Source organism: Pseudomonas palleroniana, assembly GCF_022836895.1.
Lineage (GTDB): Bacteria > Pseudomonadota > Gammaproteobacteria > Pseudomonadales > Pseudomonadaceae > Aquipseudomonas > Aquipseudomonas palleroniana.
Map to the genome: position 1 here is coordinate 4,941,996 of NZ_CP092411.1, position 25,023 is coordinate 4,967,018.

Below are 25,023 nucleotides of genomic sequence, written 5' to 3' on the forward strand. Positions count from 1 at the left end.
CTCACCAGAAAATCATAGAAAATCAAAAAACACTTCAGACCCGCCCGTCCAGCCCGAGTTAGTACTCAAGTTCAGGTACAACGTTCCAAAAGCATAAAGACAAACCGCCAAAAATCCGAGCTTCCTGCCGAGCAGATGAACAGCAATCATTGGAAGCAAAACATATTCAAACATCGATATGCTTGCATACCCACGCCCGGCCAAAATGGCGAAATCACCCAGCACAATCCGAAAGAAAGCAGCACAATAAAACATGCAGAAAACCAGATTAAAGGTGGGATAGCGCACCTCCAACTTTCGCCAACATATCAGCGAAAGCAATATGATTAATAAATTTTTTATATTAACCATATCAAACAACGGCAACGCGTAACTGTACATGTCAGCATTAAGATAAAGTTCAATTTTTTCGCCTACAAACCCAAACAGTGCCGCTTGGCGCAGCACTGATTTAAAGTCAATCAGCATTGCCATCAAGACAAGTATGACACTGACGAACAAGTACAAAATCCTTTTTGGCTTCATCTTATAAAGCGAAAGGGGGATAATGAAAAATACCGATGAAACGTGCACCAAAGTGGCAGCAATAACATAAAATGCCAGCTTCATGTAACGTTGTCTATGCAAATACATCGCTGCTAAAAATAGCAATCCGGAGGCAATACCCAAGCGTATTGCATTCAATTCTTTTGCAAGATAAAAATGTGTAAAATAGACCAAAACACCCAAAGCGAAATAAGGAGAAAAGTACCGTATACTTCTTATATTGAGCACTACCGCAAACAGCGAACTGAACCCAAACAAGACAAACGAGTTTTTTCCAATCACCGCCAACAAGGAGAGAAACATGAAAAAGCCAAACTCGACATTAAATGTCGAGTAGCTGTAATCACAGTAAATATTTTTACAATCCAATAACGACGGAATTTCATTCGCCATCTGCAAGTAAGCGAGGTCATCGCTCCCCACACCTGCTGCTCTCAACGTCGCTAACAGTATCAGGGGGGCCCCCATCAGGACTGATATGACCACAGACGGCAGGCGCCGATCACTAAGCACGTCAAACGCCGCAACGATTACTAAGAATCCAAATACGAGGTACAACGGGAGTACAAATTCCAACCCCATTATCTGCGCGCCCAATAAACAAAGCCAACGATGGAAATCACAAAGAAAATAATATAGGCCAGCATATAGGAATACATGACGCCGTGGACGCCACCTACATCTCTCCCCACAGAAAATGTCAACCCGACAAATAGAAGTGCCTGTACTACCTCAGACAGGATGTACAACTTTGTCGCCGCTTTCGCAACAGCAACAAAACCGACGACATAAGCGGCCACCTTAAAAAAGTCACCGATTAATTGAAATATGATGAAGTTTTCCAGATCGTGGAATTCAGAAGACAGCAACAGCGGAATAAAAAAGTGACGTCCGAAGTACAAGACGCTCCCTCCCGCCAAAAATACTGCCATCACCAGCAGCATGAATTTCACAACGTGGGTAGTGATGAGCCCCTTGTCCTGAATGGCCGAAATCATGGGCATGAAATAAGAAGCCAGGAAGACGCTGAAAAAACCGATATACGCGCTCGATAATTTTATGCTGCCTTGCCAAATCCCCGCTTCAGAATAACCTACCTGCGTGATAAGCGACTCCCTGATGACAATTTCCACGACCGGGAACATCACTGCGCTGACCAGTAGCATCAGCCCGAACCTGGAAAAACTCTTGGCGAGGGGCATGTCGAACCTGCGCCATTTGAGCATCCTCACCAGTGGTAATCCCCTTAGAAAAATCGGGGAAATAAGCACAGGTATGGAAAATATTGCCAACATGGCGATAGCGGCGCCGGGTAAGCCAAATGCGTAAATCAACCACCAGATGACGGGAAGTGCAAGTAGATTGGAAACGACTTGAACCATTGCATTAACTTTTAACTTTCCCAGACCGTTGAAAAAGCCGGAAAACAAAATATTAAATGCAAAAAATAGCTGAGAAAACGCAAGCAGTAAAACCACCCAATAATATTCAGCCTCTCCAAAAACAAATGCAGATATCCTTTCCGAAAATACTCCTAACAGCAATAACGAAACAACACAAAAACCTGCGGCATAAAAAACCGATGTCGAAAACAATCGATCCAATTTGAATCGATTATTCTTGAACTCCGCAACGTACTTAATCACACCATGGCTAATTCCGCCGCCGGCCAATAGGACGGCAATCGATACCAGACTCATGAAATGACCCAATTTACCCAAGCCATCTGCACCCAGGTAAAAAGCAATCAGCTTGAGTATGCAAAACCCAACAAGTATTTTAGATGCTTGGGCGGCGCTCGTAAAAAAAGCGCCGGCCAACATGCCACTACCTGCGTTGTTTAATTTACCGGCCGGCGGCATCAACGGCTCCTATTACGGAGTCAATTACGTGCTGCACTTCGGCATCTGACATGCCGTACCAGATAGGCAAACGAATCAGGCGCTCACTTTCCTGGGTAGTAAAACGATCTTCACCAGCAAACCGCCCCAATACGACGCCTGCTGGAGCGCTGTGCAGAGGTACATAGTGGAATACTGCACCGACCCCAGCTGCATTTAAGTGTTTAATACAGGCTGTGCGAGCCTTGATATTTTTTACTTTAATGTAAAACATATGGGCATTACCGACACAGTCACTTGGCGTCGTCGGTGTCTCAATCAAACCTTCTGCCACCAACCCCGACAACGAAGCGTTATACCGCTGCCAAACACTTAATCTGAAGTCATTGATTACATCGGCACGTTCAAGTTGACCAAACAGATAGGCCGCCTGTAACTCGCCTGGAAGATAACTACTACCAATATCAACCCAAGTATATTTATCAATCATGCCTCTAAAAAACTGGCTACGATTGGTGCCTTTTTCGCGGATAATCTCAGCGCGACCAATGAAACGCTTGTCATTGATCAGCAACAATCCTCCTTCACCGCCACTCGTATAGTTTTTTGTTTCATGAAAACTATAGGCCGCCAAATGGCCTATAGTGCCCAACTTACGACCTTTATACGTGGACATCATGCCCTGTGCGGCGTCCTCCACGACAAACAGGCCGTGGCGCTGCGCAATGTCCATGATCACATCCATTTCACAGGCAATGCCGGCATAATGAACGGGTACGATCGCCTTGGTATTTTCAGTAATCGCAGCTTCGATCAGGGTTTCATCAATATTCATCGTATCTGGACGAATATCGACAAATACAATCTTTGCCCCGCGCAATACGAATGCATTCGCCGTACTGACAAAAGTAAAGCTAGGCATGATGACTTCATCGCCCGGCTGAATATCAATCAAGATAGCGGCCATTTCGAGCGCTTGGGTGCATGAAGGGGTCAGGAGCGCCTTTTCACAGGAAAACGTTTCCTCAAACCAGCGCTGGCAACTAACGGTAAAATCACCATCGCCCGACATTTTGGCGCTGCGCATCGCCTGGGTCACGTATTGATCTTCATTACCTGTATAAGGCGGTTTATTAAATGGAATTTTCATCATGCTCACCGTTAAATTCTTTTTCTAATTGAAGTAAATCTTTCTTTCGTTCTTTGACCCTTTTCGCAGGGATACCAGCATAGATACCCCAGGCATCTGTGCTTTTAGTCAGGAGCGCCATCGCTCCGATGGCACAACCTTCGGCCACGTCTACGCCTGGAAATATAACGGCTCCAGCACCTACGATGACATGCTTGTGCAGATGAACTGCCGAAAACACTTCTTTCTTGTATTTTTTGGGAACGAGGGAATTGGTCAGCGTTTCCCCACTGTAGTCATCAGACTGAGAAAACACTTTAACTCCATATGCCAGCGTGCAAAAATCATCCAAAAAAACACCGGGTGTTCCACCGGCGATAAGGCACATTGGGGTTATATGATTAAACTTGCCAAGCTTTACTTTCCCAGAGATAACACAAAAGTCATCAATCCTAGAAAAGTCGCCAATTTCCATTTCATCAGCGTTATAAATACTGGCACGATCGCTGATCTTGACCTCTTTGCCGAGGCTCTTAAACCCCATTTTAGCTAACTGATCGTTTGATAAATATGCCATAAATTCCCTACAAGTAGCCCACACGGCCAGGATTTCTTCAGTGACCTTACCGCAACGCCCCATAGCGCTGTTCGGCCTTCTGAAATCTGATGGCGATTTTAGACATTTTTACGCAAAGGCAATAGCATAATCACCAAGCGCTCACGCCGCTTCAGTCACCGTCAAAAAGGCACGGCCAAATGGCCAGTGCCAGCCAGAAAATCGCAGCCTCCCATCATAGCCGGATTTCCGCTCATGCTGCATGGGGTGGTTTTGACCGCGCACGCACTACTTAATTTCCGTCCTCACCCGCAAGACAGAACGGAATAGGGCCAAGGCTATACTTAACACCAAGCCTGCTATCAAACCGCCACCAATGATAAAAGCTTTTTTGGGTTTGTATGCACTCAAAGGCTCCAGTGCGGCACGGTCTATAGAGACCAGCTTGAGATTATCCATATCAATGTTCAGATTGCGCAAACGAGCCATTTCGGCGCGCAGCGGTTCGACATCAGCGAGAAAAATATCTTCATTCTCACGACTCTTCAGCACCTCGACTTCTCGGTTGGACTGAAGCAACTGCAACTCTTTGGCGATTTGAGCTATACGAGCTTCGGAAAAATCGTCGGAACCTCGTTGAGCAAGCGCACGGCGTTCAGCTTCAAGTGCATCCACGCCCATAAAATAGAGCGGTATCTGCTGATTATTGATCTCTGTGCGCATTACGCTGCTTGAGCCAGTCCGGGCTACATCACCAAGCGAAGAAGGTGTGGTTGGCTTAACAATCCCCAATGATCGGGCAATACCAATCGCTTCGTTCAATTGTGCGATGCGATCGACGCGCAGTGTCTTGAGTTGAGCGCGCAGCGCTTTAAGTTCATCCTGCAACCGCGCACGCTTAATATTATCCGCCTCGAGCAATGAAGCTATCTTGGCTTCCTTATTGGTTTCATAACTGGCGCGAGCAGCATTAAACTTTCCAGAAATCTCATTTAGACGGTTTTTAACAATAACATTCAAATCAGCCGCTATCTGTTTTCTCTCACTTTGTATAGCGTATTGCACAAAGTTATTGAGGATAGTTACACCATCAACGCCTTTCGGATAATTCATTTCAAGCCGGATATAAGCACTTAAAGAATCCGCTTTTTTTGGATCAGGCAAAATCAAGTTTATCGAGTCTCGATTGAACTCCTCGAAGCTCTGCTCAAGCGTACGCCCTGGGCGCTCAAATTCACTGAACAGCGGTTGATTTTCCCTAAAGAACCCCAAACGAGTCTCATATGACTCCAGGGACGCTCCCAGCTTGGCCAGCGCTTCGCCTGGAGGGAGCTTGTAGACCTCTGAGCGATTCAATGCATCCAACTCGTTGATTGCAACCGGCCTTAGCACGCTGCTGACTTGATACTCCGGAGTCGCTAAAAAGGCGTAGGCGGCAGCAAGAAGCACGAAGCCAGAAGTCACCAAGACAATAAGCTTTTTTTGCTGCTTGACAGTCTGAAAAAGCGCGACGAGATTTATTTCGTCAGAGGGATAAAGCGAGGGCGCGCGAAAACTACTACTCACAACAAAAACCTGCCTTCAAAGAGAAACTGCGGGCTCGTTATGCAGACAATTTTATGTATTTATTATTTTAGTTATATGACCGTCAAAACCCGGCGTCTCTGCCAAATTTTGAGCGCACAAAATGCCCGTTATCGAGAACAGATTCCATTCTGCCATCTCCCTGACATATTACAAGTCTTGACAGAGCCGTAGGATGATTCCTGACTGGCGAGAGATACAGTTCATAAGCTTGTAGGAAAACTAGGCCCGGAGCAAAGAGAGACATCAAGCGAGGAGACAAGCGCACAATATCGCGACCCGACTAGCAACCTACCAGCCCGGCAAAATCACGAGACCGCGCGACAATCAAAATGCATGAAGAAGATTTTCTGACAGACGGCGCCTAAGCCCGACATGCCGAACGCATAAAAGCAAAAGAATCGCTCTTAGCCACGCTCCGCAGGCACCGCTTTACGTCGGCGACCACCAACCACAACCCCCAATAGCGGCCCTATCAGCATCCCAGCAATCAATGCCAACACGACAAATACCGCTACCGGCATCTGCACAGTTGCCCAGCCTAGGAATGAGAGAGAAACACCTTGCTGGTTTTCCAGCACAAAACCCAAGACAGCTAGGACTGCAACCAGTACAACCAATAGCAGCACAACGCGCTTAAACCCACGCATAACCTTCTCCTAACCCCAAAAAGACTCAGACGCCTTCTTCCTCTTCTTCGTTCACCCGATCGCGCAATTCCTTGCCCGGTTTGAAATGGGGAACAAACTTACCGTCGAGACTGACGGACTGACCGGTCTTTGGGTTACGGCCAACACGCGGCGCACGGTAGTGCAATGAGAAACTGCCAAAGCCTCGGATCTCGATACGATCTCCGGTAGCCAGGCACTGGGACATTTGCTCAAGCATGGTCTTGATGGCCAACTCCACATCCTTGGATGAGAGCAGCCCTTGATGGGTGACAATACGTTCGATCAACTCCGACTTCGTCATATTTTTCCCTTCTTTTTCAAGCAGCTAGGAAAAGCGCTCCGAAGGTTTTAGCATGACTTGATGAATTTGAACAGCCCATACGATGACTTATATCCAGGTACGGATACCTGCAAACACACCTTACGACCTCAGTTGCAGATGACCAGCATGGTACGCGTTACCGCGCCGGCAGGGTTCCACCCAAACAGGTAGTCACCCTCTTCGTCCTTGGCATCACTGGACCGAGTGACGACCTTGTAGCCTTGCGCCTTACACTCGCGCGCAGCGCGCTTTTCGCACTTGTCCCAGCCAGAACCAAGCCCTGAGCAGTCGATCTCTATGCCACTCACCCCGCGCTTGGCGTGAGTCTTGGCGCTGGTGGCAGAACACCCCACGAGCATCGCTACCGCAAGCACTACGATCAGCCTCTTCATTTAATTCCTTATTGAAAAAACAACAGAACAGTCATACTCCTGAAAACTATAGCCAGTTCCCATCCTGAGCTGTAGACCTCAACTCTCTGTTGTTGATTCAACGAATTTCAGGCACAAAAAAGGGCGACCGAAGTCGCCCTTTTTCTATAGCTTTACAGAACTTAGTTCTGCTTAGCCATTGCCTGGCGCAGCAGTGCCGCCATGGTGGTGTCAGTACTTTCAGCTTCTGGAGCAGCTTTCAAGTTCTGGATCGCTTCTTTCTCTTCAGCATCGTCTTTCGACTTGATGGAGAGCTGGATCACGCGGCTCTTGCGGTCAACGCTGATGATCTTGGCTTCTACTTCCTGGCCTTCTTTCAGAACGTTGCGCGCGTCTTCAACGCGGTCACGGCTGATTTCGGAGGCTTTCAGAGTCGCTTCGATGTCGTCGGCCAGAACGATGATGGCGCCTTTGGCGTCAACTTCTTTCACAGTGCCTTTAACGATCGCGCCTTTGTCGTTGTCCTGAACGTATTCAGAGAACGGGTCGCTTTCCAGTTGCTTGATACCCAAGGAGATGCGCTCGCGCTCTGGGTCAACCGACAGGATAACGGTGTCCAGCTCGTCGCCCTTCTTGAAACGACGAACAGCTTCTTCGCCCACTTCGTTCCAGGAGATGTCGGACAGGTGAACCAGGCCGTCGATGCCGCCGTCCAGACCAATGAAGATACCGAAATCGGTGATCGACTTGATGGTGCCGGAGATTTTATCGCCCTTGTTGAACTGGCCAGAGAAATCTTCCCATGGGTTAGATTTGCACTGCTTGATGCCCAGGGAGATACGACGACGCTCTTCGTCGATGTCCAGAACCATAACTTCCACTTCGTCGCCGACTTGTACGACTTTCGAAGGGTGGATGTTCTTGTTGGTCCAGTCCATTTCGGAAACGTGTACCAGGCCTTCCACGCCTTCTTCCAGCTCAGCGAAGCAGCCGTAGTCGGTCAGGTTGGTTACACGCGCGGTTACGCGAGTGCTTTCTGGGTAACGAGCTTTGATAGCAACCCATGGATCTTCGCCCAGCTGCTTCAAGCCCAGGGAAACGCGGTTACGCTCACGATCGTACTTCAGAACCTTGACATCGATCTCGTCGCCAACATTGACGATTTCGGAAGGATGCTTGATACGCTTCCAAGCCATGTCGGTAATGTGCAGCAGGCCATCGACGCCACCCAGATCGACGAATGCGCCGTAATCGGTGAGGTTCTTGACGATACCTTTGACTTGCTGGCCTTCCTGCAGGGATTCCAGCAGAGCTTCACGCTCGGCGGAGTTCTCTGCTTCCAGGACGCTGCGACGGGAAACGACAACGTTGTTGCGCTTCTGGTCGAGTTTGATGACCTTGAATTCGAGTTCTTTGCCTTCCAGGTGCGTGGTGTCGCGCACTGGACGAACGTCGACCAAAGAACCTGGCAGGAACGCACGGATGCCGTTAACGTCGACAGTGAAGCCGCCTTTAACCTTACCGTTGATAACGCCCTTGACCACTTCTTCAGCTGCGAAGGCTGCTTCGAGAACAATCCAGCATTCAGCGCGCTTGGCTTTTTCACGGGACAGCTTGGTTTCACCGAAACCGTCTTCAACCGAGTCCAGAGCAACGTGAACTTCGTCACCGACATTGATAGTCAGGTCACCAGCATCGTTGTAGAACTGTTCCAGCGGGATCAGAGCTTCAGACTTCAGACCAGCGTGAACGGTTACCCAGCGAGCTTGGTAATCGATATCAACGATAACACCGGTGATGATGGAGCCTGCCTGAAGGTTCAGGGTTTTTAGGCTTTCTTCAAAGAGTTCCGCAAAGCTTTCGCTCATTTTAATTCCTGTTGATAAGGGCGAAGAATACGCCCATCTCCACACCCCAGACGGTGTGGGTCAGTTTCAATTAAAAGAAGCACTACAGGACTATGACTGGTCCCCTGCAGCCTTCTTGGTCACCCGGCGATATCGCGAATGGCGATTTCACTCAAGATGCGTTCCAGCACCTGCTCGATGGACAACTCCGTGGAATCCAGCTGTATTGCATCAGCCGCCGGCTTGAGCGGGGCTACTGCACGCTGGGTATCACGCTCATCGCGCGCACGGATCTCATCTAGCAGACTCGACAGACTAACACCATCGACTTTTCCCTTCAACTGCAAGTAGCGCCGACGAGCCCGCTCCTCGGCGCTGGCAGTCAGGAAAATCTTCAGCGGCGCCTCGGGAAATACTACCGTGCCCATGTCACGGCCGTCGGCCACCAGGCCCGGGGGCTCTTGAAACGCCCGCTGGCGCTGGAGCAATGCATCACGCACTGCCGGCAACGCGGCAACCTGGGAGGCCCAGGAACCTACCTGCTCGTTACGCAGGTCGTCGGTCACATCATCCCCTTCCAGGATGATCCGCTGGGGATGCCCCTCCGTCGCGCCGACGAACTGCACATCAAGGTGCGCCGCCAGCAGCTTCAAGGATTCTTCGTTGGTCAGGTCGACGCCATGGTTGCGTGCAGCAAACGCCAGCAAGCGGTACAGCGCGCCGGAATCCAGCAGGCACCAGCCCAGCCGCTTGGCCAGGATGCCAGCGATCGTGCCTTTGCCCGAGCCACTTGGCCCGTCGATGGTAATCACCGGTGCTTTGATATTCACAATTGAGCCTCTTGGGCAACACGGATGCCGACTTGGGCACACAATGTAAGAAAATTCGGAAAAGATGTAGCAACGTTGGCGCAGTCACGGATACGAATCGGTGCGGCCGCCCGTAAGGAAGCCACACTGAACGCCATTGCAATCCGATGATCGCCCTGGGCATGCACTTCACCACCACCCATCAAACCTGCGTCAATGATAATCCCATCGGGGGTCGGTTCACACTTCACCCCCAGCGCAAGCAGACCGTCGGCCATGACCTGAATGCGATCAGACTCTTTCACGCGCAGCTCCTGCGCACCGCGCAACACGGTTCGCCCTTCGGCGCAGGCCGCCGCGATAAACAGCACCGGAAACTCATCGATAGCCAGCGGCACCAACGCCTCGGGAATCTCGATCCCCTTGAGTGCAGCCGAACGCACACGCAGGTCAGCAACCGGTTCACCACCGACTTCACGCGGATTTTCCAGGGTGATGTCCGCCCCCATTAACCGCAGGATATCGATCACCCCGGTACGCGTCGGATTGACGCCGACATGCTCCAGCAACAGCTCGGAACCCTCGGCAATCGAAGCCGCCACCAGGAAAAACGCCGCCGAGGAAATATCCCCCGGCACTTCGATACGGGTTGCAACCAGCGCATGGCCCGACTCTACCGATGCCGTAGCCCCTGCCACCGACAACGGATAGCCAAAACCGCGCAGCATGCGCTCGGTGTGATCACGGGTTGGCGCCGGCTCGGTCACCGAAGTCTGACCCTCGGCATACAGACCTGCCAGCAGCAGGCAGGACTTGACCTGCGCACTGGCCATTGGCATTGAATAGGCCACGCCCTTGAGCACCTGACCACCATGAATGGTCAGCGGCGGACAGCCTTGCGGCCCGGTCTCGATTACCGCGCCCATCTCCCGCAGCGGCGTGGCCACGCGACTCATTGGGCGCTTCGACAGGGAGGCGTCACCCGTCAACACACTGTCGAAGCTTTGCGCCGCCAGCAGCCCGGACAGCAGGCGCATCGACGTCCCCGAATTCCCCAGGTAGATCGGCCCCGGCGCAGGCTTCAGGCCATGCAAGCCGACACCATGAATGGTCACGCGCCCATGGTGCGGCCCTTCAATGACCACGCCCATGTCACGAAAAGCCTGCAAGGTCGCCAGGGCATCTTCGCCCTCAAGGAAACCTTCGACTTCCGTCACGCCTTCAGCCAATGAACCCAGCATGATCGACCGATGGGAAATCGACTTGTCGCCCGGCACCCGGATACTGCCGCTCAAGCGGCCGCCCGGGTCGGCCAGAAACGTCAGCTCATCAGTGTTCACAGCCGCATCCATGTAAGCCCGGCGAGCCAGGATCTTGCTGAAATGCTCACGCGCCACCCGCGCGCGGGTAAACACGCCCAATAATTGATGACCATCCCCCGCATCAACCGCGTCGCGCAAGGCGTCGAGATCACTGCGGAAAGTGTCAAGGGTGCGCAGCACCGCTTCGCGGTTGGCCAGGAAGATGTCGTGCCACATCACCGGGTCACTGCCGGCAATGCGCGTGAAATCACGGAAACCACCCGCGGCGTAACGGAAAATATCGAGGTTCTCGTTACGCTTGGCCAAAGAGTCCACCAGGCCAAAAGCCAGCAGATGGGGCAAATGACTGGTTGCCGCCAGCACTTCGTCGTGGCGCTCGACCTGCATATGTTCGACATCCGCACCCAGCTCGCGCCAAAGACGATCGACTACAGCCAGGGCTGCCGGATCGGTTTGCTCAAGCGGCGTCAGGATCACCTTGTGGCGGCGGAACAGCTGCGCATTGGACGCCTCTACCCCACTCTGCTCGGAACCGGCAATCGGATGGCCCGGCACAAAGCGCGCCGGCATACCGCCAAAGGCCAGTTGCGCTGCGCGCACCACATTACCCTTGGCACTGCCGACGTCCGTCAGGATAGCCTGCCCCAAATCCATACCGGCGAGCACCGCCAGCAACTTCTCCATCGCCAGGATCGGCACGGCGAGCTGGATCACATCGGCGCCCTGGCACGCGAGCGCCAGGTCCGCCTCACAGCGATCGACCACCCCCAGCTCAACCGCGAGCTTGCGCGATTGCGGGTCCAGGTCCACACCGACCACTTCGCCGCACAGCCCGCTTTCACGCAGGCCCTTGGCGAAGGAGCCCCCGATCAACCCCAGGCCCACCACCACCAGGCGACCGATCATAGGCACAACAGGTTGCAATGCGGTGACATCAACCACGGGCCAAGACCTTGGCCAACGCCTCCAGGAAGCGGCTGTTTTCAGCCGGCAAACCGATGGTGATACGCAAATGGTTCGGCATGCCGTAGTTGGCCACCGGACGCACGATCACGCCTTCGCGCAGCAAGCCCTGGAATACCGGGGCGGCCACCTGAGCCAGATCGACGCAAATGAAGTTGCCCTTGGATGGAATCCAGCCCAGGCCCAACTCACGGAAACCTTCCTGCAACTGCAGCATGCCGCTTTCGTTGATGCGGCGGCCTTCTTCCAGGTGCTCGACATCCTTTACCGCCGCACAGGCTGCCGCCAGGGCGAGGCTGTTGACGTTGAACGGCTGGCGCACGCGGTTCAGCACATCGGCAACCACCGCCGTGGACAGGCCGTAGCCAACCCGCAGCGAGGCCAGGCCGTAAGCCTTGGAGAACGTGCGCGAGACCAACAGGTTCGGATAGGCTGCCAGGAAATCCAGGCCGTCCGGCAGGTCGCTGCCTTCGGCGTACTCGATATACGCCTCGTCCAGTACCACCAGCACGTGCGCAGGCACATCTTGCAGGAAGTTTTCCAACGCCTGGGCATCGAACCAGGTGCCGGTCGGATTGTTCGGGTTGGCGATAAACACCACACGCGTTTGCGCATCGATCGCCGCCAGCATGGCCGGCAGATCATGCCCCCAGTCCTTGGCCGGAATCACTCTCGCATCAGCGCCCACCGCCTGAGTGACGATCGGATAGACCGCAAACGCATGCTCACTGAACACGGCGTTCAAGCCCGGAGCCAGGTAAGCGCGGCCGACCAGCTCAAGAATATCGTTGGAACCGTTGCCCAGGGTCACCTGGTTCAGTTCGACACCGCACTTTTGCGCCAACAGTGACTTGAGGGCAAAGCCGTTGCCGTCGGGATAACGCGTCAGCTCGGCCAGCTCTTCACGAATCGCCGCCAGCACTTTAGGGCTTGGGCCCAATGGGTTCTCGTTACTCGCCAGCTTGACGATATTGGAGGGGTCCAGATCCAACTCACGCGCCAACTCGTCCACAGGCTTGCCCGGAACGTAAGGCGACAGTTGTTGCACGCCCGGCTGCGCCAGGGCGAGAAAGTTGCCACTCATGTTAAAGCCTCACAAAACCGCTTTCGGGTAAGAGCCCAGCACCTTGAGTGCCACGGCTTCCTGACTGATCTTCTCCAGCACGCCCTTGACCAGCGGGTCGCGGTGATGGCCGACGAAATCGATAAAGAACACATAGGTCCATTTACCGCTGCGCGAAGGGCGCGTCTCGATGCGCGTCAGGTCAATCCCGTTATCGTGGAACGGCACCAGTAGCTCATGCAGCGCGCCCGGCTTGTTGCTCATGGAGACGATGATCGAGGTCTTGTCGTCGCCGGTCGGCGGCACTTCCTGGCTGCCGATCATCAGGAAGCGCGTGGAGTTGTCCGGGCGGTCCTCGATCTTCTCGGCCAGGCGCGTCAGACCATACAAGCCCGCCGCCATATCACCGGCGATGGCCGCCGAGTTCCACTCACCCTTGACCCGCTTGGCCGCTTCGGCATTGCTGGACACCGCAACACGCTCGACATTCGGGTAATGGGCGTCCAGCCACTTGCGGCACTGGGCCAGGGACTGGGCGTGGGAGTAGATACGGCTGATGCTGTCGGTCTTGGTGTTCTCGCCCACCAGCAGGTGGTGGTGAATACGCAGCTCGACTTCACCGCAGATCACCATGTCGTGCTCAAGGAAGCTGTCCAGCGTGTGGTTGACGGCACCTTCGGTGGAGTTTTCCACCGGTACTACACCAAAATTCACCGCACCGGCCGCCACTTCGCGGAACACTTCGTCGATGGCCGCCATCGGTTTGCTGATCACCGCGTGGCCGAAGTGCTTCATGGCCGCCGCTTGGGTGAAGGTGCCTTCAGGCCCCAGGTAGGCCACTTTCAGCGGCTGCTCCAGGGCCAGGCACGAAGACATGATTTCGCGGAACAATCGCGCCATTTCTTCATTGCCCAGCGGGCCCTTGTTGCGCTCCATCACGCGCTTGAGTACCTGGGCCTCACGCTCGGGACGGTAGAACACCGGCACCTCGCCTTCCGCCAGGGACGCCATCTTCACCCGTGCCACTTCCTGGGCACAGCGCGCACGCTCACTGATCAGTTCCAGGACTTTCTCGTCCAGGCTGTCAATGCGGACGCGCAGGGCCTTGAGCTCTTGTTCAGACATTAGCCGTGTTCCTTTTCGAACTCTGCCATGTAGGCAACCAGTGCGTTGATCGCGTGGATGTCGACAGCGTTGTAGATGGAGGCGCGCATGCCACCCACCGAGCGGTGGCCCTTGAGGTTCAGCAGGCCGCGCTCGTCGGCACCGGCCAGGAACGGCTTGTCCAGACGGTCGTCAGCCAGACGGAACGGCACGTTCATCCACGAGCGGTCAGTCAGGTTGATCGGGTTGCTGTACAGGCCGCTGGCGTCGATGAAGTCGTATAGGACGCGCTTCTTCTCTTCGTTGAGCTTGGCCATGGCCGCCACGCCGCCCTGCTCCTTGAGCCATTCGAACACCAGGCCCGACAGGTACCAGGCGAAGGCCGGCGGGGTGTTGTACATCGAGCCGTTATCCGCCGCGACCTTGTAGTTGAGCATGGTCGGGCACACCGAACGGGCACGACCCAGCAAGTCTTCGCGGACGATGTTGACCAGGATGCCACTTGGGCCGATGTTCTTCTGCGCGCCGGCGTAGATCATGCCGTACCTGGACACATCGATCGGGCGCGAAAGAATATCCGAGGACATGTCGCACACCAGCGGTACGTCGCCCACTTCCGGCACCCAGTCGAATTGGAGGCCACCGATGGTTTCGTTCGCGACGTAGTGCACGTAGGCAGCATCCTTCGACAGCTTCCATTCGTTCTGACCCGGAATGGCGAAGTAGTCGTAAGGCTTGGCGGTGCCCGCTACATTGACGTGACCGTAACGGGAGGCCTCTTCAATGGCCTTCTGCCCCCAGATACCGGTGTCGATATAGTCGGCAGTGCCCTCTTCGGGCAGCAGGTTCAGTGGGATCTGGGCGAACTGCTGGCTCGCGCCGCCCTGCAGGAACAGCACTTTGTAGTTGGATGGGATGTCCAGCAAGTCGCGCAGATCCTGCTCGGCCTTGGTGGCGATGGACACGAACTCATCGCTGCGATGGCTCATTTCCATCACGGAGAGGCCTTTTCCATGCCAGTCGAGGAGTTCACCCTGCGCACGCTGCAGGACTGCTTCAGGAAGCGCCGCGGGACCGGCACAGAAGTTATAGGCTCTCTTGCTCACATCCAATCTCACTCTGATCTGGTGGTAGTCACGCAAACATATCAGCCGACACCGGACCCGGTGTGGGAGCGGGCTTGCTCGCGAAAGCGATCCAACAGCCGACATCTGGAGTGAATGTCAGTCCGCCTTCGCGAGCAAGCCCGTTCCCACAAGGGATCTCCATGGTTGTCGATATTTCCATCCGGACAAACAACAAGGGGGCGAATCTTCATCCGCCCCCTGTATGTCCGCTTATTCCTGCGGTTCTTCGTCGTCTGCGGCAGCGTCGAGGGTTGGCTCGTCGACGTTGTCATCGCCGGTTGCGATCACTTCGCCATCAAACTCCTCGCCTTCCAACTCTTCGCCTTCGACTTCCGACGGCTCCTGGACACGTTCCAGGCCGACCAGTTTCTCGTCCTTGGCCAGCTTGATCAGGGTCACGCCCTGAGTGTTACGGCCCAGGCTCGAGACTTCAGCCACACGGGTACGTACCAGGGTGCCCTGGTCTGAAATCAGCATGATCTCCTCCCCATCGAGCACCTGGACCGCACCGACCAGACGGCCGTTACGCTCGTTGCTGACCATGGCGATCACGCCCTGGCCGCCACGCTTGTACTCAGGGAACTCGCTGATGGCCGTGCGCTTGCCATAACCACGCTCGGAGGCAGTGAGAATCTGGCTGCCTTCTTCCGGGATCAGCATCGAAATCAGCTTCTGCCCTTCCGGCAGGCGCATACCGCGCACACCGCGGGCGGTACGGCCCATGGCGCGAACGTCGGATTCCTTGAAACGCGTCACCTTGCCGCCGTCGGAGAACAGCATCACTTCACGCTCGCCATCGGTGATGGCTGCGGAGATCAGCACGTCGCCTTCATCCAGTTCCAGGGCGATCAGGCCCACGCTGCGCTGACGGCTGAAGGATTCCAGCGGGGTCTTCTTCACGGTGCCTTTGGCGGTCGCCATGAAGATGAAGTGACCTTCGGTGTATTCCTCGACCGGCAGCATGGTGGTGATGTACTCATCACTGTCCAGCGGCAGCAGGTTGACCAGTGGGCGACCACGGGCGGCGCGGGAAGCTTCCGGGATTTCGTAGGTTTTCAGCCAGTACACCTTGCCCTTGCTGGAGAACAGCAGCAGCGTGGTGTGGCTGTTGGCGACCAGCAGGTGAGCAATGTAGTCCTCATCTTTGACGCCGGTAGCCGATTTACCTTTACCACCACGACGCTGGGCCTGGTACGCAGCCAGAGGCTGGGTCTTGGCGTAGCCGCCGTGGGAGATGGTCACCACGCGCTCTTCTTCCGGGATCATGTCACCCAGGGTCAGGTCGAGGCGGGCATCGAGGATTTCGGTGCGGCGCACGTCGCCGTATTCGGCACGGATCACTTCCAGCTCTTCGCGGATCACTTCCATCAGGCGCACGGCGCTGCTGAGGATACGGATCAGTTCGCCGATCTGGTTGAGGATCTCCTGGTACTCGGCCAGCAGCTTCTCGTGCTCCAGGCCCGTCAGGCGGTGCAGCCGCAGTTCCAGGATGGCCTGGGCCTGTTCCGGCGACAGGAAGTACTTGCCTTCGCGCAGACCGTATTGCGGGTCCAGGGTCTCGGGACGGCAGGAGTCGGCACCGGCGCGCTCGACCATGGCCACCACGGCGCTGGATTCCCAAGGCGTGCTGACCAGCGCTTCCTTGGCTTCCGACGGCGTTGGCGAAGCCTTGATCAGCGCAATCACCGGGTCGATGTTCGACAGCGCAACCGCCTGGCCTTCCAGGATATGCCCGCGTTCACGGGCCTTGCGCAGCTCGAACACGGTACGACGGGTCACCACTTCGCGGCGGTGACGCACGAACGCTTCCAGCAGATCCTTGAGGTTCAGGATGCGCGGGCGACCATCGATCAGGGCCACGACGTTGATACCAAACACGCTTTGCAGCTGGGTCTGGGCGTAGAGGTTGTTGAGGATCACCTCAGGCACTTCGCCACGACGCAACTCGATCACCACGCGCATACCGTCCTTGTCGGACTCGTCGCGCAGCTCGGTGATGCCTTCGAGCTTCTTCTCCTTGACCAGCTCGGCGATCTTCTCGATCAGACGCGCCTTGTTCAACTGGTACGGGAGCTCGGTGATGACGATCTGCTGACGGCCACCGACCTTGTCGATGTCCTCGATGATCGAACGGGCACGCATGTAAATACGGCCACGACCGGTGCGGTAGGCTTCGATGATACCGGCGCGACCGTTGATGATCGCGGCGGTCGGGAAGTCCGGACCGGGGATATATTGCATCAGCTCATCGACGGTCAGCTCAGGGTTGTCGATAAGGGCCAGGCAACCGTCGATGACTTCACCGAGGTTGTGCGGCGGGATGTTGGTGGCCATGCCTACGGCGATACCGCTGGAACCGTTGACCAGCAGGTTGGGGATCTTGGTCGGCATGACAGCCGGGATCATTTCGGTGCCGTCGTAGTTCGGCACCCAGTCCACGGTTTCTTTGTGCAGGTCGGCCAGCAGCTCGTGCGCCAGCTTGGTCATGCGCACTTCGGTGTATCGCATCGCCGCGGCGTTGTCGCCATCGACCGAACCGAAGTTACCCTGGCCGTCTACCAGCAGGTAGCGCAGGGAAAACGGCTGGGCCATCCGAACGATGGTGTCGTACACCGCAGTGTCGCCGTGAGGGTGATACTTACCGATCACGTCACCGACAACACGGGCAGATTTCTTGTACGGCTTGTTCCAGTCGTTACCCAGCTCGCTCATCGCGAACAGCACACGCCGGTGCACGGGCTTCAAGCCATCGCGCGCATCAGGCAGTGCCCGACCGACAATTACGCTCATCGCGTAGTCGAGGTAGGACTGTTTCAGCTCGTCTTCGATATTGACCGGGAGGATTTCTTTGGCCAGTTCGCCCATGAGAAGCCTGATTCCTTTTTCGGGTGAAACCTCGTCACATCCATATGGGACGAACGAAGCTCGCCGCTGCCGACAGGGTGCCTGACAACGACTTACGACAAATCAACGAGTTATGACACGGATCTGCGCGTTATAGGCCACCCCTCGGGGTGGCCCTGGAAACCGCCGGATGTTATCACAATCGCCGCCACGCACCTATCCCCCTGATGCGCATGGAGCGTAGTAAGTTGACGGATGACAGGCTTGAGGGCGACGAGAGGGGCTCAGAGCTGGGTTGGGGTTATTTTTTGAGGGTAAATCCGAGGCTTTTATTGACTTCCAGGGCCAATCGGGGGCCATCCCTCGTCAATGCAGACGCTTGCGGCACATCAACTTCGCCAGCTTCGCCGCATCCGGCCGCTCGACGATGCCCTTTTCCGTCACGATCACATCGATCAGGTCGGCCGGCGTCACATCAAACACCGGATTGTACGTATCCACCTCTAAGCGCTGCCCGACGATGTCACGCAACTCGTCCGGATCACGCTCTTCCAGGGCGACATCCTCCCCCGTCGCCATCATCAGGTCGAGGGTGGAACTGGGGGCCACCACCATGAAGCGCACACCATGATGCATGGCGCATACCGCCAGCTGATAAGTGCCGATCTTGCCGATCACATCACCATTGGCGGCAATGCAGTCGGCACCGACGACGACCCAGGTCACGCCTTTGGTCTTGAGAATATGCGCGCCGGCGGAGTCGGCATTGACCGTCACCGGAACGCCCTCGCCCGCCAGTTCCCAGGCAGTCAGCCGCGACCCCTGCAGCCAGGGGCGGGTTTCGTTGACGTAGACCTGCTCGACCAGCCCCTCCAGGAACGCCGCGCGAATCACCCCCAGCGCCGTGCCCACACCGCCTGTCGACAAGGCACCGGCATTGCCATGAGTGAGGATCGCCTGGGCGTTGCCCTGGTGCCTGCGGATCCGCTCGACACCCAGCTGGGCCATGACGAGATTGGCTTCCCGGTCGCTCTCATGAATCGCAATGGCCTCGGCCTCCAGCGCCGCCAAAGGATCGGCAGGCTTTTTGAGGCGATCCAGACGGTCACGCATGCGCTGCAGGGCCCAGAACAAATTCGCCGCGGTGGGGCGCGAATCGGCTAACAGTGCGTAGTCCTCTTCCCACGCAGCCTGCCAGTCACCGCCCTCTGCGAGTCGAGAGCGGGCGGCCAGCACCAACCCATAGGCAGCACTGATGCCGATCGCTGACGCGCCCCGTACCACCATTGAGCGAATGGCCTGGGCCACCTCATCGACCGTGGTACAGGTTACCCAGCTTTCCCGGGACGGCAGCGCACGCTGATCGAGCAGATGCAGCGCGCCATCACGCCAATCGATGGCCTTTACTTTCTCGGCAGCCAACAGTCGGTCGCGCATCCCTTACCCCGCACTCATGAACAAAAGCCGCCGATTATAGCGATCCGCCAGCCAGGACGCTCGGGTATACTTCGCCCTTCTTTTATAGTTGCCTGGGAAGAAGCCCGCGATGACCGCCACTGCCGCCCCCCTCGACTTACTGTTACTGCCAAGCTGGCTGGTACCCGTCGAACCCGCCGGCGTGGTGCTCAAGGCACATGGCCTGGGCATTCGCGACGGGCGAATCGCTTTTATCGGGCCTCGCGAAGCCGCCTTGAAACTCGCCAGCAAAGAGACGCGTGAACTGCCGGGCATGTTGCTCAGCCCAGGCCTGATCAACGCCCACGGCCATGCGGCAATGAGCCTGTTTCGCGGCATGGCCGACGACCTGCCGTTGATGACCTGGCTGGAAAAGCACATCTGGCCCGCCGAGGCCAAATGGGTCGACGAAGCCTTTGTCCGCGACGGCACCGACCTGGCCATTGCCGAGCAGCTCAAGGGCGGCATCACTTGCTTCTCCGACATGTACTTCTTTCCCAAGGTCGCCAGCGACTGCGTACACAACAGCGGGATGCGCGCGCAGATCGCCATTCCAATCCTCGACTTCCCGATTCCCGGTGCCGCCAGCGCCGATGAGGCGATTCGCCAGGGGATCGAGCTGTTCGGCGACCTCAAGCATCATCCGCGCATCAAAATCACCTTCGGCCCCCACGCGCCCTACACCGTGTGCGATGCGAACCTGGAAAAAATCCGCATAATCGCCGAAGAACTGGATGCTTCGATCCATATGCATGTACACGAAACCGCCTCCGAAGTGCTGCAGGCCGTGGACCAGACCGGGGAACGCCCATTGGCGCGCCTGGGCCGCCTGGGCTTGCTGGGCCCGCGCTTCCAGGCCGTTCATATGACGCAAATCAGCGAAGATGACCTGGCTTTGCTGGTAGAAAGCAACACCAGCATCATCCACTGCCCGGAATCGAACCTGAAATTGGCCAGCGGCTTCTGCCCGGTGGAACGTCTGTGGCAAGCCGGTATCAATGTAGCAATCGGCACCGACGGCGCCGCCAGCAATAATGACCTGGACCTGTTGGGTGAAACTCGCACTGCCGCCATGTTGGCCAAGGCGGTCGCCGGGTCGGCCACCGCCCTGGATGCCCATCGCGCGCTACGCATGGCCACCCTGAACGGCGCCCGGGCCATGGGCCTGGAGAGCGAAATTGGCTCGCTGGAAGTCGGCAAGGCCGCCGACATGGTGGCCTTCGATCTGTCCGGCCTGGCGCAACAACCGATCTATGACCCGGTCTCACAGCTTATATATGCCACCGGGCGCGATTGTGTGAAACACCTTTGGGTCGCCGGCAAGCAGTTGCTCGACGACCGGCGATTGACCCGTATGAACGAACCGGAACTGGTCGCCTCGGCGATCGAGTGGGGCCGGCGCATCAGCGGGCGACACGAATAACGTCGGTTTTGAACCCCTGCGTTCAAAGCCTGCAAACCGATTTATCAGTTTTAGAGGATTCACCATGAGCAACGTCGACCACGCCGAAATCGCCAAATTCGAAGCCCTGGCTCACCGCTGGTGGGACCGCGAAAGCGAATTCAAGCCCTTGCACGACATCAACCCGCTGCGGGTCAACTGGATTGACGAACGCGTCAACCTGGCCGGCAAGAAAGTATTGGACGTCGGTTGCGGCGGCGGCATCCTCAGCGAAGCGATGGCCGTGCGCGGCGCCACCGTGATGGGCATCGACATGGGCGAAGCCCCGCTGGCCGTGGCTCAACTGCACCAACTGGAATCCGGCGTCAGCGTGGAATATCGCCAGATTACCGCCGAAGCCCTGGCCGAAGAGATGCCGGAGCAATTCGACGTGGTCACCTGCCTGGAAATGCTGGAGCACGTGCCAGACCCGTCTTCCGTGATCCGCGCGTGCTTTCGTATGGTCAAGCCGGGCGGCCAGGTGTTTTTCTCCACCATCAACCGCAACCCCAAGGCTTACCTGTTCGCGATCATCGGCGCCGAATACATCATGAAGCTGCTGCCACGCGGCACCCATGACTTCAAGAAATTCATCCGCCCCTCCGAACTGGGCGCCTGGAGCCGCCAGGCCGGGCTGACCGTCAAGGACATCATCGGCCTGACCTACAACCCGCTGACCAAGCACTACAAGCTGGCCAACGACGTTGACGTCAACTACATGATCCAGACCCTGCGCGAGGAGTAAGCCTGTGAAGTTGCGAGCAGTTCTCTTCGATATGGACGGCACCCTGCTGGACACGGCGCCGGACTTTATCGCCATCTGCCAGGCCATGCGCGCCGACCGTGGGCTGGCGCCGATCAATGACCAGCACATTCGCGATGAAATCTCCGGCGGTGCACGGGCAATGGTCGCCGTGACGTTCTCGATGGACCCGGAGTCGCCTGGTTTTGAAGAACTGCGCCTGGAATTCCTCGAGCGCTACCTCAAGGGCTGTGCAATCCACAGCAAACTGTTCGACGGCATGGGCGAGCTGCTGGATGACATCGAAAAATCCAAGCTGATCTGGGGTGTGGTCACCAACAAGCCGCTGCGCTTTGCCGAGCCGATCATGCAGCAATTGGGCCTGGCCGAACGTTCGGCACTGCTGATTTGCCCGGACCACGTGAAGAACAGCAAGCCGGACCCGGAACCCTTGATCCTGGCGTGCAAGATGCTCGACCTGGACCCGGCCAGCGTACTGTTCGTGGGCGATGACCTGCGTGACATCGAGTCCGGCCGCGACGCCGGCACCCGCACCGCAGCGGTCACATTCGGCTATATCCACCCGGACGATAACCCACGTCACTGGGGTGCCGATGTGGTAGTGGATCACCCGCTGGAACTGCGCAAGGTACTGGATAACGCGCTGTGCAGTTGCTGATTGATGACTTGCTGAAGATCAATGTGGGAGGGGCGGTGCGACGATTCGACTTGCTCCCGATTGCAGTGTGTCATTCAACACATTCATTGACTGGACCGCCGCCATCGGGAGCAAGTCGAATCGTCGCACCGCCCCTCCCACCAAGCCCCTTCCACAGGGGATCGGCGTTGGCAGCCAGTTAACTTTTGTCGAGGTTGTTTATGTTTGATTACTCTGCACGACCGGACCTGCTCAAAGGCCGGGTCATCCTGGTAACCGGCGCCGGTCGCGGGATCGGCGCGGCGGCGGCGAAAACCTATGCCGCCCATGGCGCTACCGTGCTCCTGCTGGGCAAGACCGAAGCCAACCTGGCCCAGGTGTATGACGAAATCGAAGCCGCAGGCCAGCCTCAGCCGGTGGTGATTCCGTTCAACCTGGAGACCGCCCTGCCCCATCAATACGATGAACTGGCGGCCATGATCGAAAAGGAATTCGGCCACCTCGACGGCCTGCTGCACAACGCTTCGATCATCGGCCCACGCACGCCGATCGAGCAGTTGTCCGGCGAGAACTTCATGCGGGTGATGCACGTGAACGTCAATGCGATGTTCATGCTGACCAGCACCCTGCTGCCGCTGCTCAAGCTGTCCCAGGATGCCTCGGTGGTGTTCACCTCCAGCAGTGTCGGGCGCAAGGGTCGGGCGTATTGGGGCGCTTATGGCGTGTCGAAATTCGCCACTGAAGGTTTGATGCAGACCCTGGCCGATGAGCTGGAAGACGTGGCCGCAGTCCGCGCCAACAGCATCAACCCCGGCGGCACACGCACGAGCATGCGGGCCCAGGCGTACCCAGGGGAGAACCCGATGGAACGGCCTGCACCGGAAGAGATCATGCCGGTGTACCTGTACCTGATGGGGCCGGACAGTGCCGGCATCAATGGCCAGGCGTTCGATGCGCAGTAACTGAAACGCCGGGAAAGCAAAATGTGGGAGGGGCGGTGCGACGATTCGACTTGCTCCCGATAGCAGTGTGTCAGTCAGCTATTTCTTTGCTGACCCACCGCCATCGGGAGCAAGCCCCCTCCCACATTTTTTATTGCGGTGCTCTTTAGTTTTTCACCACTTCTTCGAGGGTGAAGCGGCCCAACGGGTTTTGCAGGAAGTTGCTCACATTCTTGCGTGAGATGTTGATGTACGGGCTGTAGTACAGGTCGATCCAGTTGACGTCCTGTTTCGCCAACTTCTGCAGTTCGACATACATCTGCTCACGCTTGGCCGGGTCCGCCTCGATACGTGCCGCCGCCACCAGGTCCTTGACCTTGTCGTTCTTGTAGCGGGTCATGTAGTTCTGGTTGGTGTCGTGGCCCAGGACGAAGGTGGTTTTCTGGTCCGGGTCGAGAATGTCGTTGGTCCAGTACATCACCGAGATATCGTAGTCACCGTCCACCAGCATCTGCCAGCTCTGGGTCGGGTCGACCTTTTGCAGGTTGGCGGTCACGCCGACCTTGGCCAGTTGGTCCTTGATGATCACCGCGATCTGCTCATCGGCTTCGTTGCCGGCATTGACCACGTAGTTGAGCTTCAAGTCCTTGGCGCCGGCCTGCTCCAACAGCTTCTTGGCCGCCGTCGGGTCGTACGGGCGCTGCAGGTTGTTGGCGTAGTGGTACAGCGAGCCTTTCGGGATGTAGGAATAGGCCACGGTGCCTTGACCGTAAGTAGCGGTCTTGACCAACGATTGCTTATCGATGGCCATGTCCAGCGCCTCGCGCACTTCCTGCTTGGCCAGCAGGCCGTGGGCGTGGTTGATCAGCAGGTGGTCTTCACGGGTGGACGGGTCGGAGTGGATCACGACGTTCTGGTCTTTTTTCAGCTCTTCCACCCGCGAAAACGGCACGAAGATCGCGGTGTCCAGCTCGTTGTTCTGCACCATGCGCATACGGGTGTTGTCATCGGTCACGGACACCCATTCCACGCCATCCAGGCTGACGCTCTTGGCTTGCCAGAAGTTCGGGTTTTTCTTCAGGATCACCCGATCGCCCTTGCGCCACTCATCCACGGTAAACGCGCCCGAGGTCACCGGTTTTTCCGAGTAAGCGTCTTCGCCCATCTGGGTCATGGCCTTTTCCGACAGGATCGAGACGGTCGGCGACGCCAATTGCGAGAGGAAAGCCACGGCCGGTGTTTTCAGGGTCACCACCAGGGTCTTGGCGTCCGTTGCCTTGGCGGTATTGATCAGGCTGAACGGATCGCTCCACAGCGAGGCTTTATTGTCGCGGATACGCAACAGGCTGAACGCGGCATCGTCGGCGGTGATTGACGAGCCATCGGAGAACTTCGCATCACGCAGCTTGAACGTATAGGTCAGGCCGTCCTTGGAAATGTCCCAGCTTTCGGCCAGCCCCGGTTCCATCTTGGTGCCCAGGTTATCCACCCGCACCAGGGTGTCGTAGACGTTGGCGAATACCCAGGTGTCGCGGTTTTGCGCGCTTTTGATCGGGTCGAACGTGGTGCTGTCTTCACGGCAGCCAATGGTCAGCACGCCGGCGGCGTGTGCCAACCCGGCTGTCAGGGACCACGCGGTGAGCGTAGCGGCGGCGAGCAACTTCAAGTGACGGGATTGCATGTCCAT

21 protein-coding genes are annotated in these 25,023 nt (G+C 56.6%); 4 read left to right on the forward strand and 17 right to left on the reverse strand.

The window, feature by feature from the left end; genetic code table 11:
- Window positions 1-12: 12 nt before the first annotated feature.
- From MJP36_RS22085 to mtnA, 16 genes are all read right to left on the reverse strand, one after another.
- Entirely contained in the window at window positions 13-1,143 is a 1,131-nt protein-coding gene (locus tag MJP36_RS22085; RefSeq protein WP_161548813.1) for an EpsG family protein, read from the reverse strand.
- Complete coding sequence (locus tag MJP36_RS22090; protein ID WP_244384003.1) at window positions 1,128-2,408, reverse strand: O-antigen translocase; 1,281 nt, start codon at window positions 2,406-2,408, stop codon at window positions 1,128-1,130. The genes MJP36_RS22085 and MJP36_RS22090 overlap by 16 nt, the downstream gene beginning before the upstream one ends.
- The gene (gene rffA / locus MJP36_RS22095; RefSeq protein ID WP_104996218.1) at window positions 2,392-3,537 is read right to left on the reverse strand and encodes a dTDP-4-amino-4,6-dideoxygalactose transaminase; all 1,146 of its coding nucleotides are present in this window, start codon (window positions 3,535-3,537) and stop codon (window positions 2,392-2,394) included. Before rffA ends, MJP36_RS22090 begins: the two co-directional genes overlap by 17 nt.
- On the reverse strand, window positions 3,521-4,093 hold the full coding sequence (locus tag MJP36_RS22100; RefSeq protein WP_161548812.1) for an acyltransferase: 573 nt from the start codon (window positions 4,091-4,093) through the stop codon (window positions 3,521-3,523). The genes rffA and MJP36_RS22100 overlap by 17 nt, the downstream gene beginning before the upstream one ends.
- A 267-nt stretch (window positions 4,094-4,360) precedes the next feature.
- On the reverse strand, window positions 4,361-5,638 hold the full coding sequence (locus tag MJP36_RS22105; RefSeq protein WP_161548811.1) for a Wzz/FepE/Etk N-terminal domain-containing protein: 1,278 nt from the start codon (window positions 5,636-5,638) through the stop codon (window positions 4,361-4,363).
- A gap of 425 nt (window positions 5,639-6,063) precedes the next feature.
- The gene (locus tag MJP36_RS22110; RefSeq protein WP_161548810.1) at window positions 6,064-6,306 is read right to left on the reverse strand and encodes a lipopolysaccharide assembly protein LapA domain-containing protein; all 243 of its coding nucleotides are present in this window, start codon (window positions 6,304-6,306) and stop codon (window positions 6,064-6,066) included.
- A gap of 25 nt (window positions 6,307-6,331) precedes the next feature.
- A complete protein-coding gene (ihfB, locus tag MJP36_RS22115; RefSeq protein WP_003189779.1) occupies window positions 6,332-6,628 on the reverse strand; it encodes an integration host factor subunit beta in 297 nt (98 codons plus the stop codon).
- A gap of 128 nt (window positions 6,629-6,756) precedes the next feature.
- Window positions 6,757-7,041, reverse strand: a complete 285-nt coding sequence (locus tag MJP36_RS22120; protein WP_060753211.1) for a hypothetical protein — start codon at window positions 7,039-7,041, stop codon at window positions 6,757-6,759.
- Between the two features lie 161 nt (window positions 7,042-7,202).
- Window positions 7,203-8,888, reverse strand: coding sequence for a 30S ribosomal protein S1 (rpsA, locus tag MJP36_RS22125; RefSeq protein ID WP_060753210.1), 1,686 nt, complete (start codon window positions 8,886-8,888; stop codon window positions 7,203-7,205).
- 119 nt (window positions 8,889-9,007) lie between these two features.
- Complete coding sequence (gene cmk, locus MJP36_RS22130; RefSeq protein ID WP_003172653.1) at window positions 9,008-9,697, reverse strand: (d)CMP kinase; 690 nt, start codon at window positions 9,695-9,697, stop codon at window positions 9,008-9,010.
- On the reverse strand, window positions 9,694-11,904 hold the full coding sequence (locus MJP36_RS22135; protein WP_244385657.1) for a bifunctional prephenate dehydrogenase/3-phosphoshikimate 1-carboxyvinyltransferase: 2,211 nt from the start codon (window positions 11,902-11,904) through the stop codon (window positions 9,694-9,696). The genes cmk and MJP36_RS22135 overlap by 4 nt, the downstream gene beginning before the upstream one ends.
- A 28-nt stretch (window positions 11,905-11,932) precedes the next feature.
- A complete protein-coding gene (hisC, locus tag MJP36_RS22140; RefSeq protein WP_244384004.1) occupies window positions 11,933-13,045 on the reverse strand; it encodes a histidinol-phosphate transaminase in 1,113 nt (370 codons plus the stop codon).
- A gap of 9 nt (window positions 13,046-13,054) precedes the next feature.
- Window positions 13,055-14,149, reverse strand: coding sequence for a prephenate dehydratase (gene pheA, locus MJP36_RS22145; RefSeq protein WP_003218812.1), 1,095 nt, complete (start codon window positions 14,147-14,149; stop codon window positions 13,055-13,057).
- Window positions 14,149-15,234, reverse strand: a complete 1,086-nt coding sequence (gene serC, locus MJP36_RS22150) for a 3-phosphoserine/phosphohydroxythreonine transaminase (RefSeq protein WP_060753208.1) — start codon at window positions 15,232-15,234, stop codon at window positions 14,149-14,151. Before serC ends, pheA begins: the two co-directional genes overlap by 1 nt.
- A gap of 231 nt (window positions 15,235-15,465) precedes the next feature.
- A complete protein-coding gene (gyrA, locus tag MJP36_RS22155) occupies window positions 15,466-18,120 on the reverse strand; it encodes a DNA gyrase subunit A (RefSeq protein WP_060753207.1) in 2,655 nt (884 codons plus the stop codon).
- A 345-nt stretch (window positions 18,121-18,465) separates the two neighbouring features.
- Window positions 18,466-19,536 carry an S-methyl-5-thioribose-1-phosphate isomerase gene (mtnA, locus tag MJP36_RS22160; protein ID WP_244384005.1) on the reverse strand — a complete coding sequence of 357 codons (1,071 nt, stop codon included), beginning with the start codon at window positions 19,534-19,536 and terminating at the stop codon, window positions 18,466-18,468.
- A gap of 109 nt (window positions 19,537-19,645) precedes the next feature.
- Here mtnA and MJP36_RS22165 point away from each other — a divergent pair, with 109 nt between their 5' ends.
- The 4 genes from MJP36_RS22165 (at window position 19,646) to MJP36_RS22180 (ending at window position 23,357) form a co-directional block, all read left to right on the forward strand.
- Complete coding sequence (locus tag MJP36_RS22165) at window positions 19,646-20,977, forward strand: TRZ/ATZ family hydrolase (protein WP_060753205.1); 1,332 nt, start codon at window positions 19,646-19,648, stop codon at window positions 20,975-20,977.
- Window positions 20,978-21,041: 64 nt separating this feature from the next.
- Window positions 21,042-21,740 carry a bifunctional 2-polyprenyl-6-hydroxyphenol methylase/3-demethylubiquinol 3-O-methyltransferase UbiG gene (ubiG, locus tag MJP36_RS22170; RefSeq protein ID WP_060753204.1) on the forward strand — a complete coding sequence of 233 codons (699 nt, stop codon included), beginning with the start codon at window positions 21,042-21,044 and terminating at the stop codon, window positions 21,738-21,740.
- A gap of 4 nt (window positions 21,741-21,744) precedes the next feature.
- Window positions 21,745-22,416, forward strand: coding sequence for an N-acetylmuramic acid 6-phosphate phosphatase MupP (mupP, locus tag MJP36_RS22175; protein WP_060753203.1), 672 nt, complete (start codon window positions 21,745-21,747; stop codon window positions 22,414-22,416).
- 200 nt (window positions 22,417-22,616) lie between these two features.
- Window positions 22,617-23,357 (forward strand): YciK family oxidoreductase, encoded by a 741-nt coding sequence (locus tag MJP36_RS22180; protein ID WP_104995863.1) that lies wholly within the window; start codon window positions 22,617-22,619, stop codon window positions 23,355-23,357.
- 145 nt (window positions 23,358-23,502) lie between these two features.
- Here MJP36_RS22180 and MJP36_RS22185 read toward each other — a convergent pair whose 3' ends face one another.
- The gene (locus tag MJP36_RS22185) at window positions 23,503-25,017 is read right to left on the reverse strand and encodes an ABC transporter substrate-binding protein (RefSeq protein WP_244384006.1); all 1,515 of its coding nucleotides are present in this window, start codon (window positions 25,015-25,017) and stop codon (window positions 23,503-23,505) included.
- Window positions 25,018-25,023: the final 6 nt, after the last annotated feature.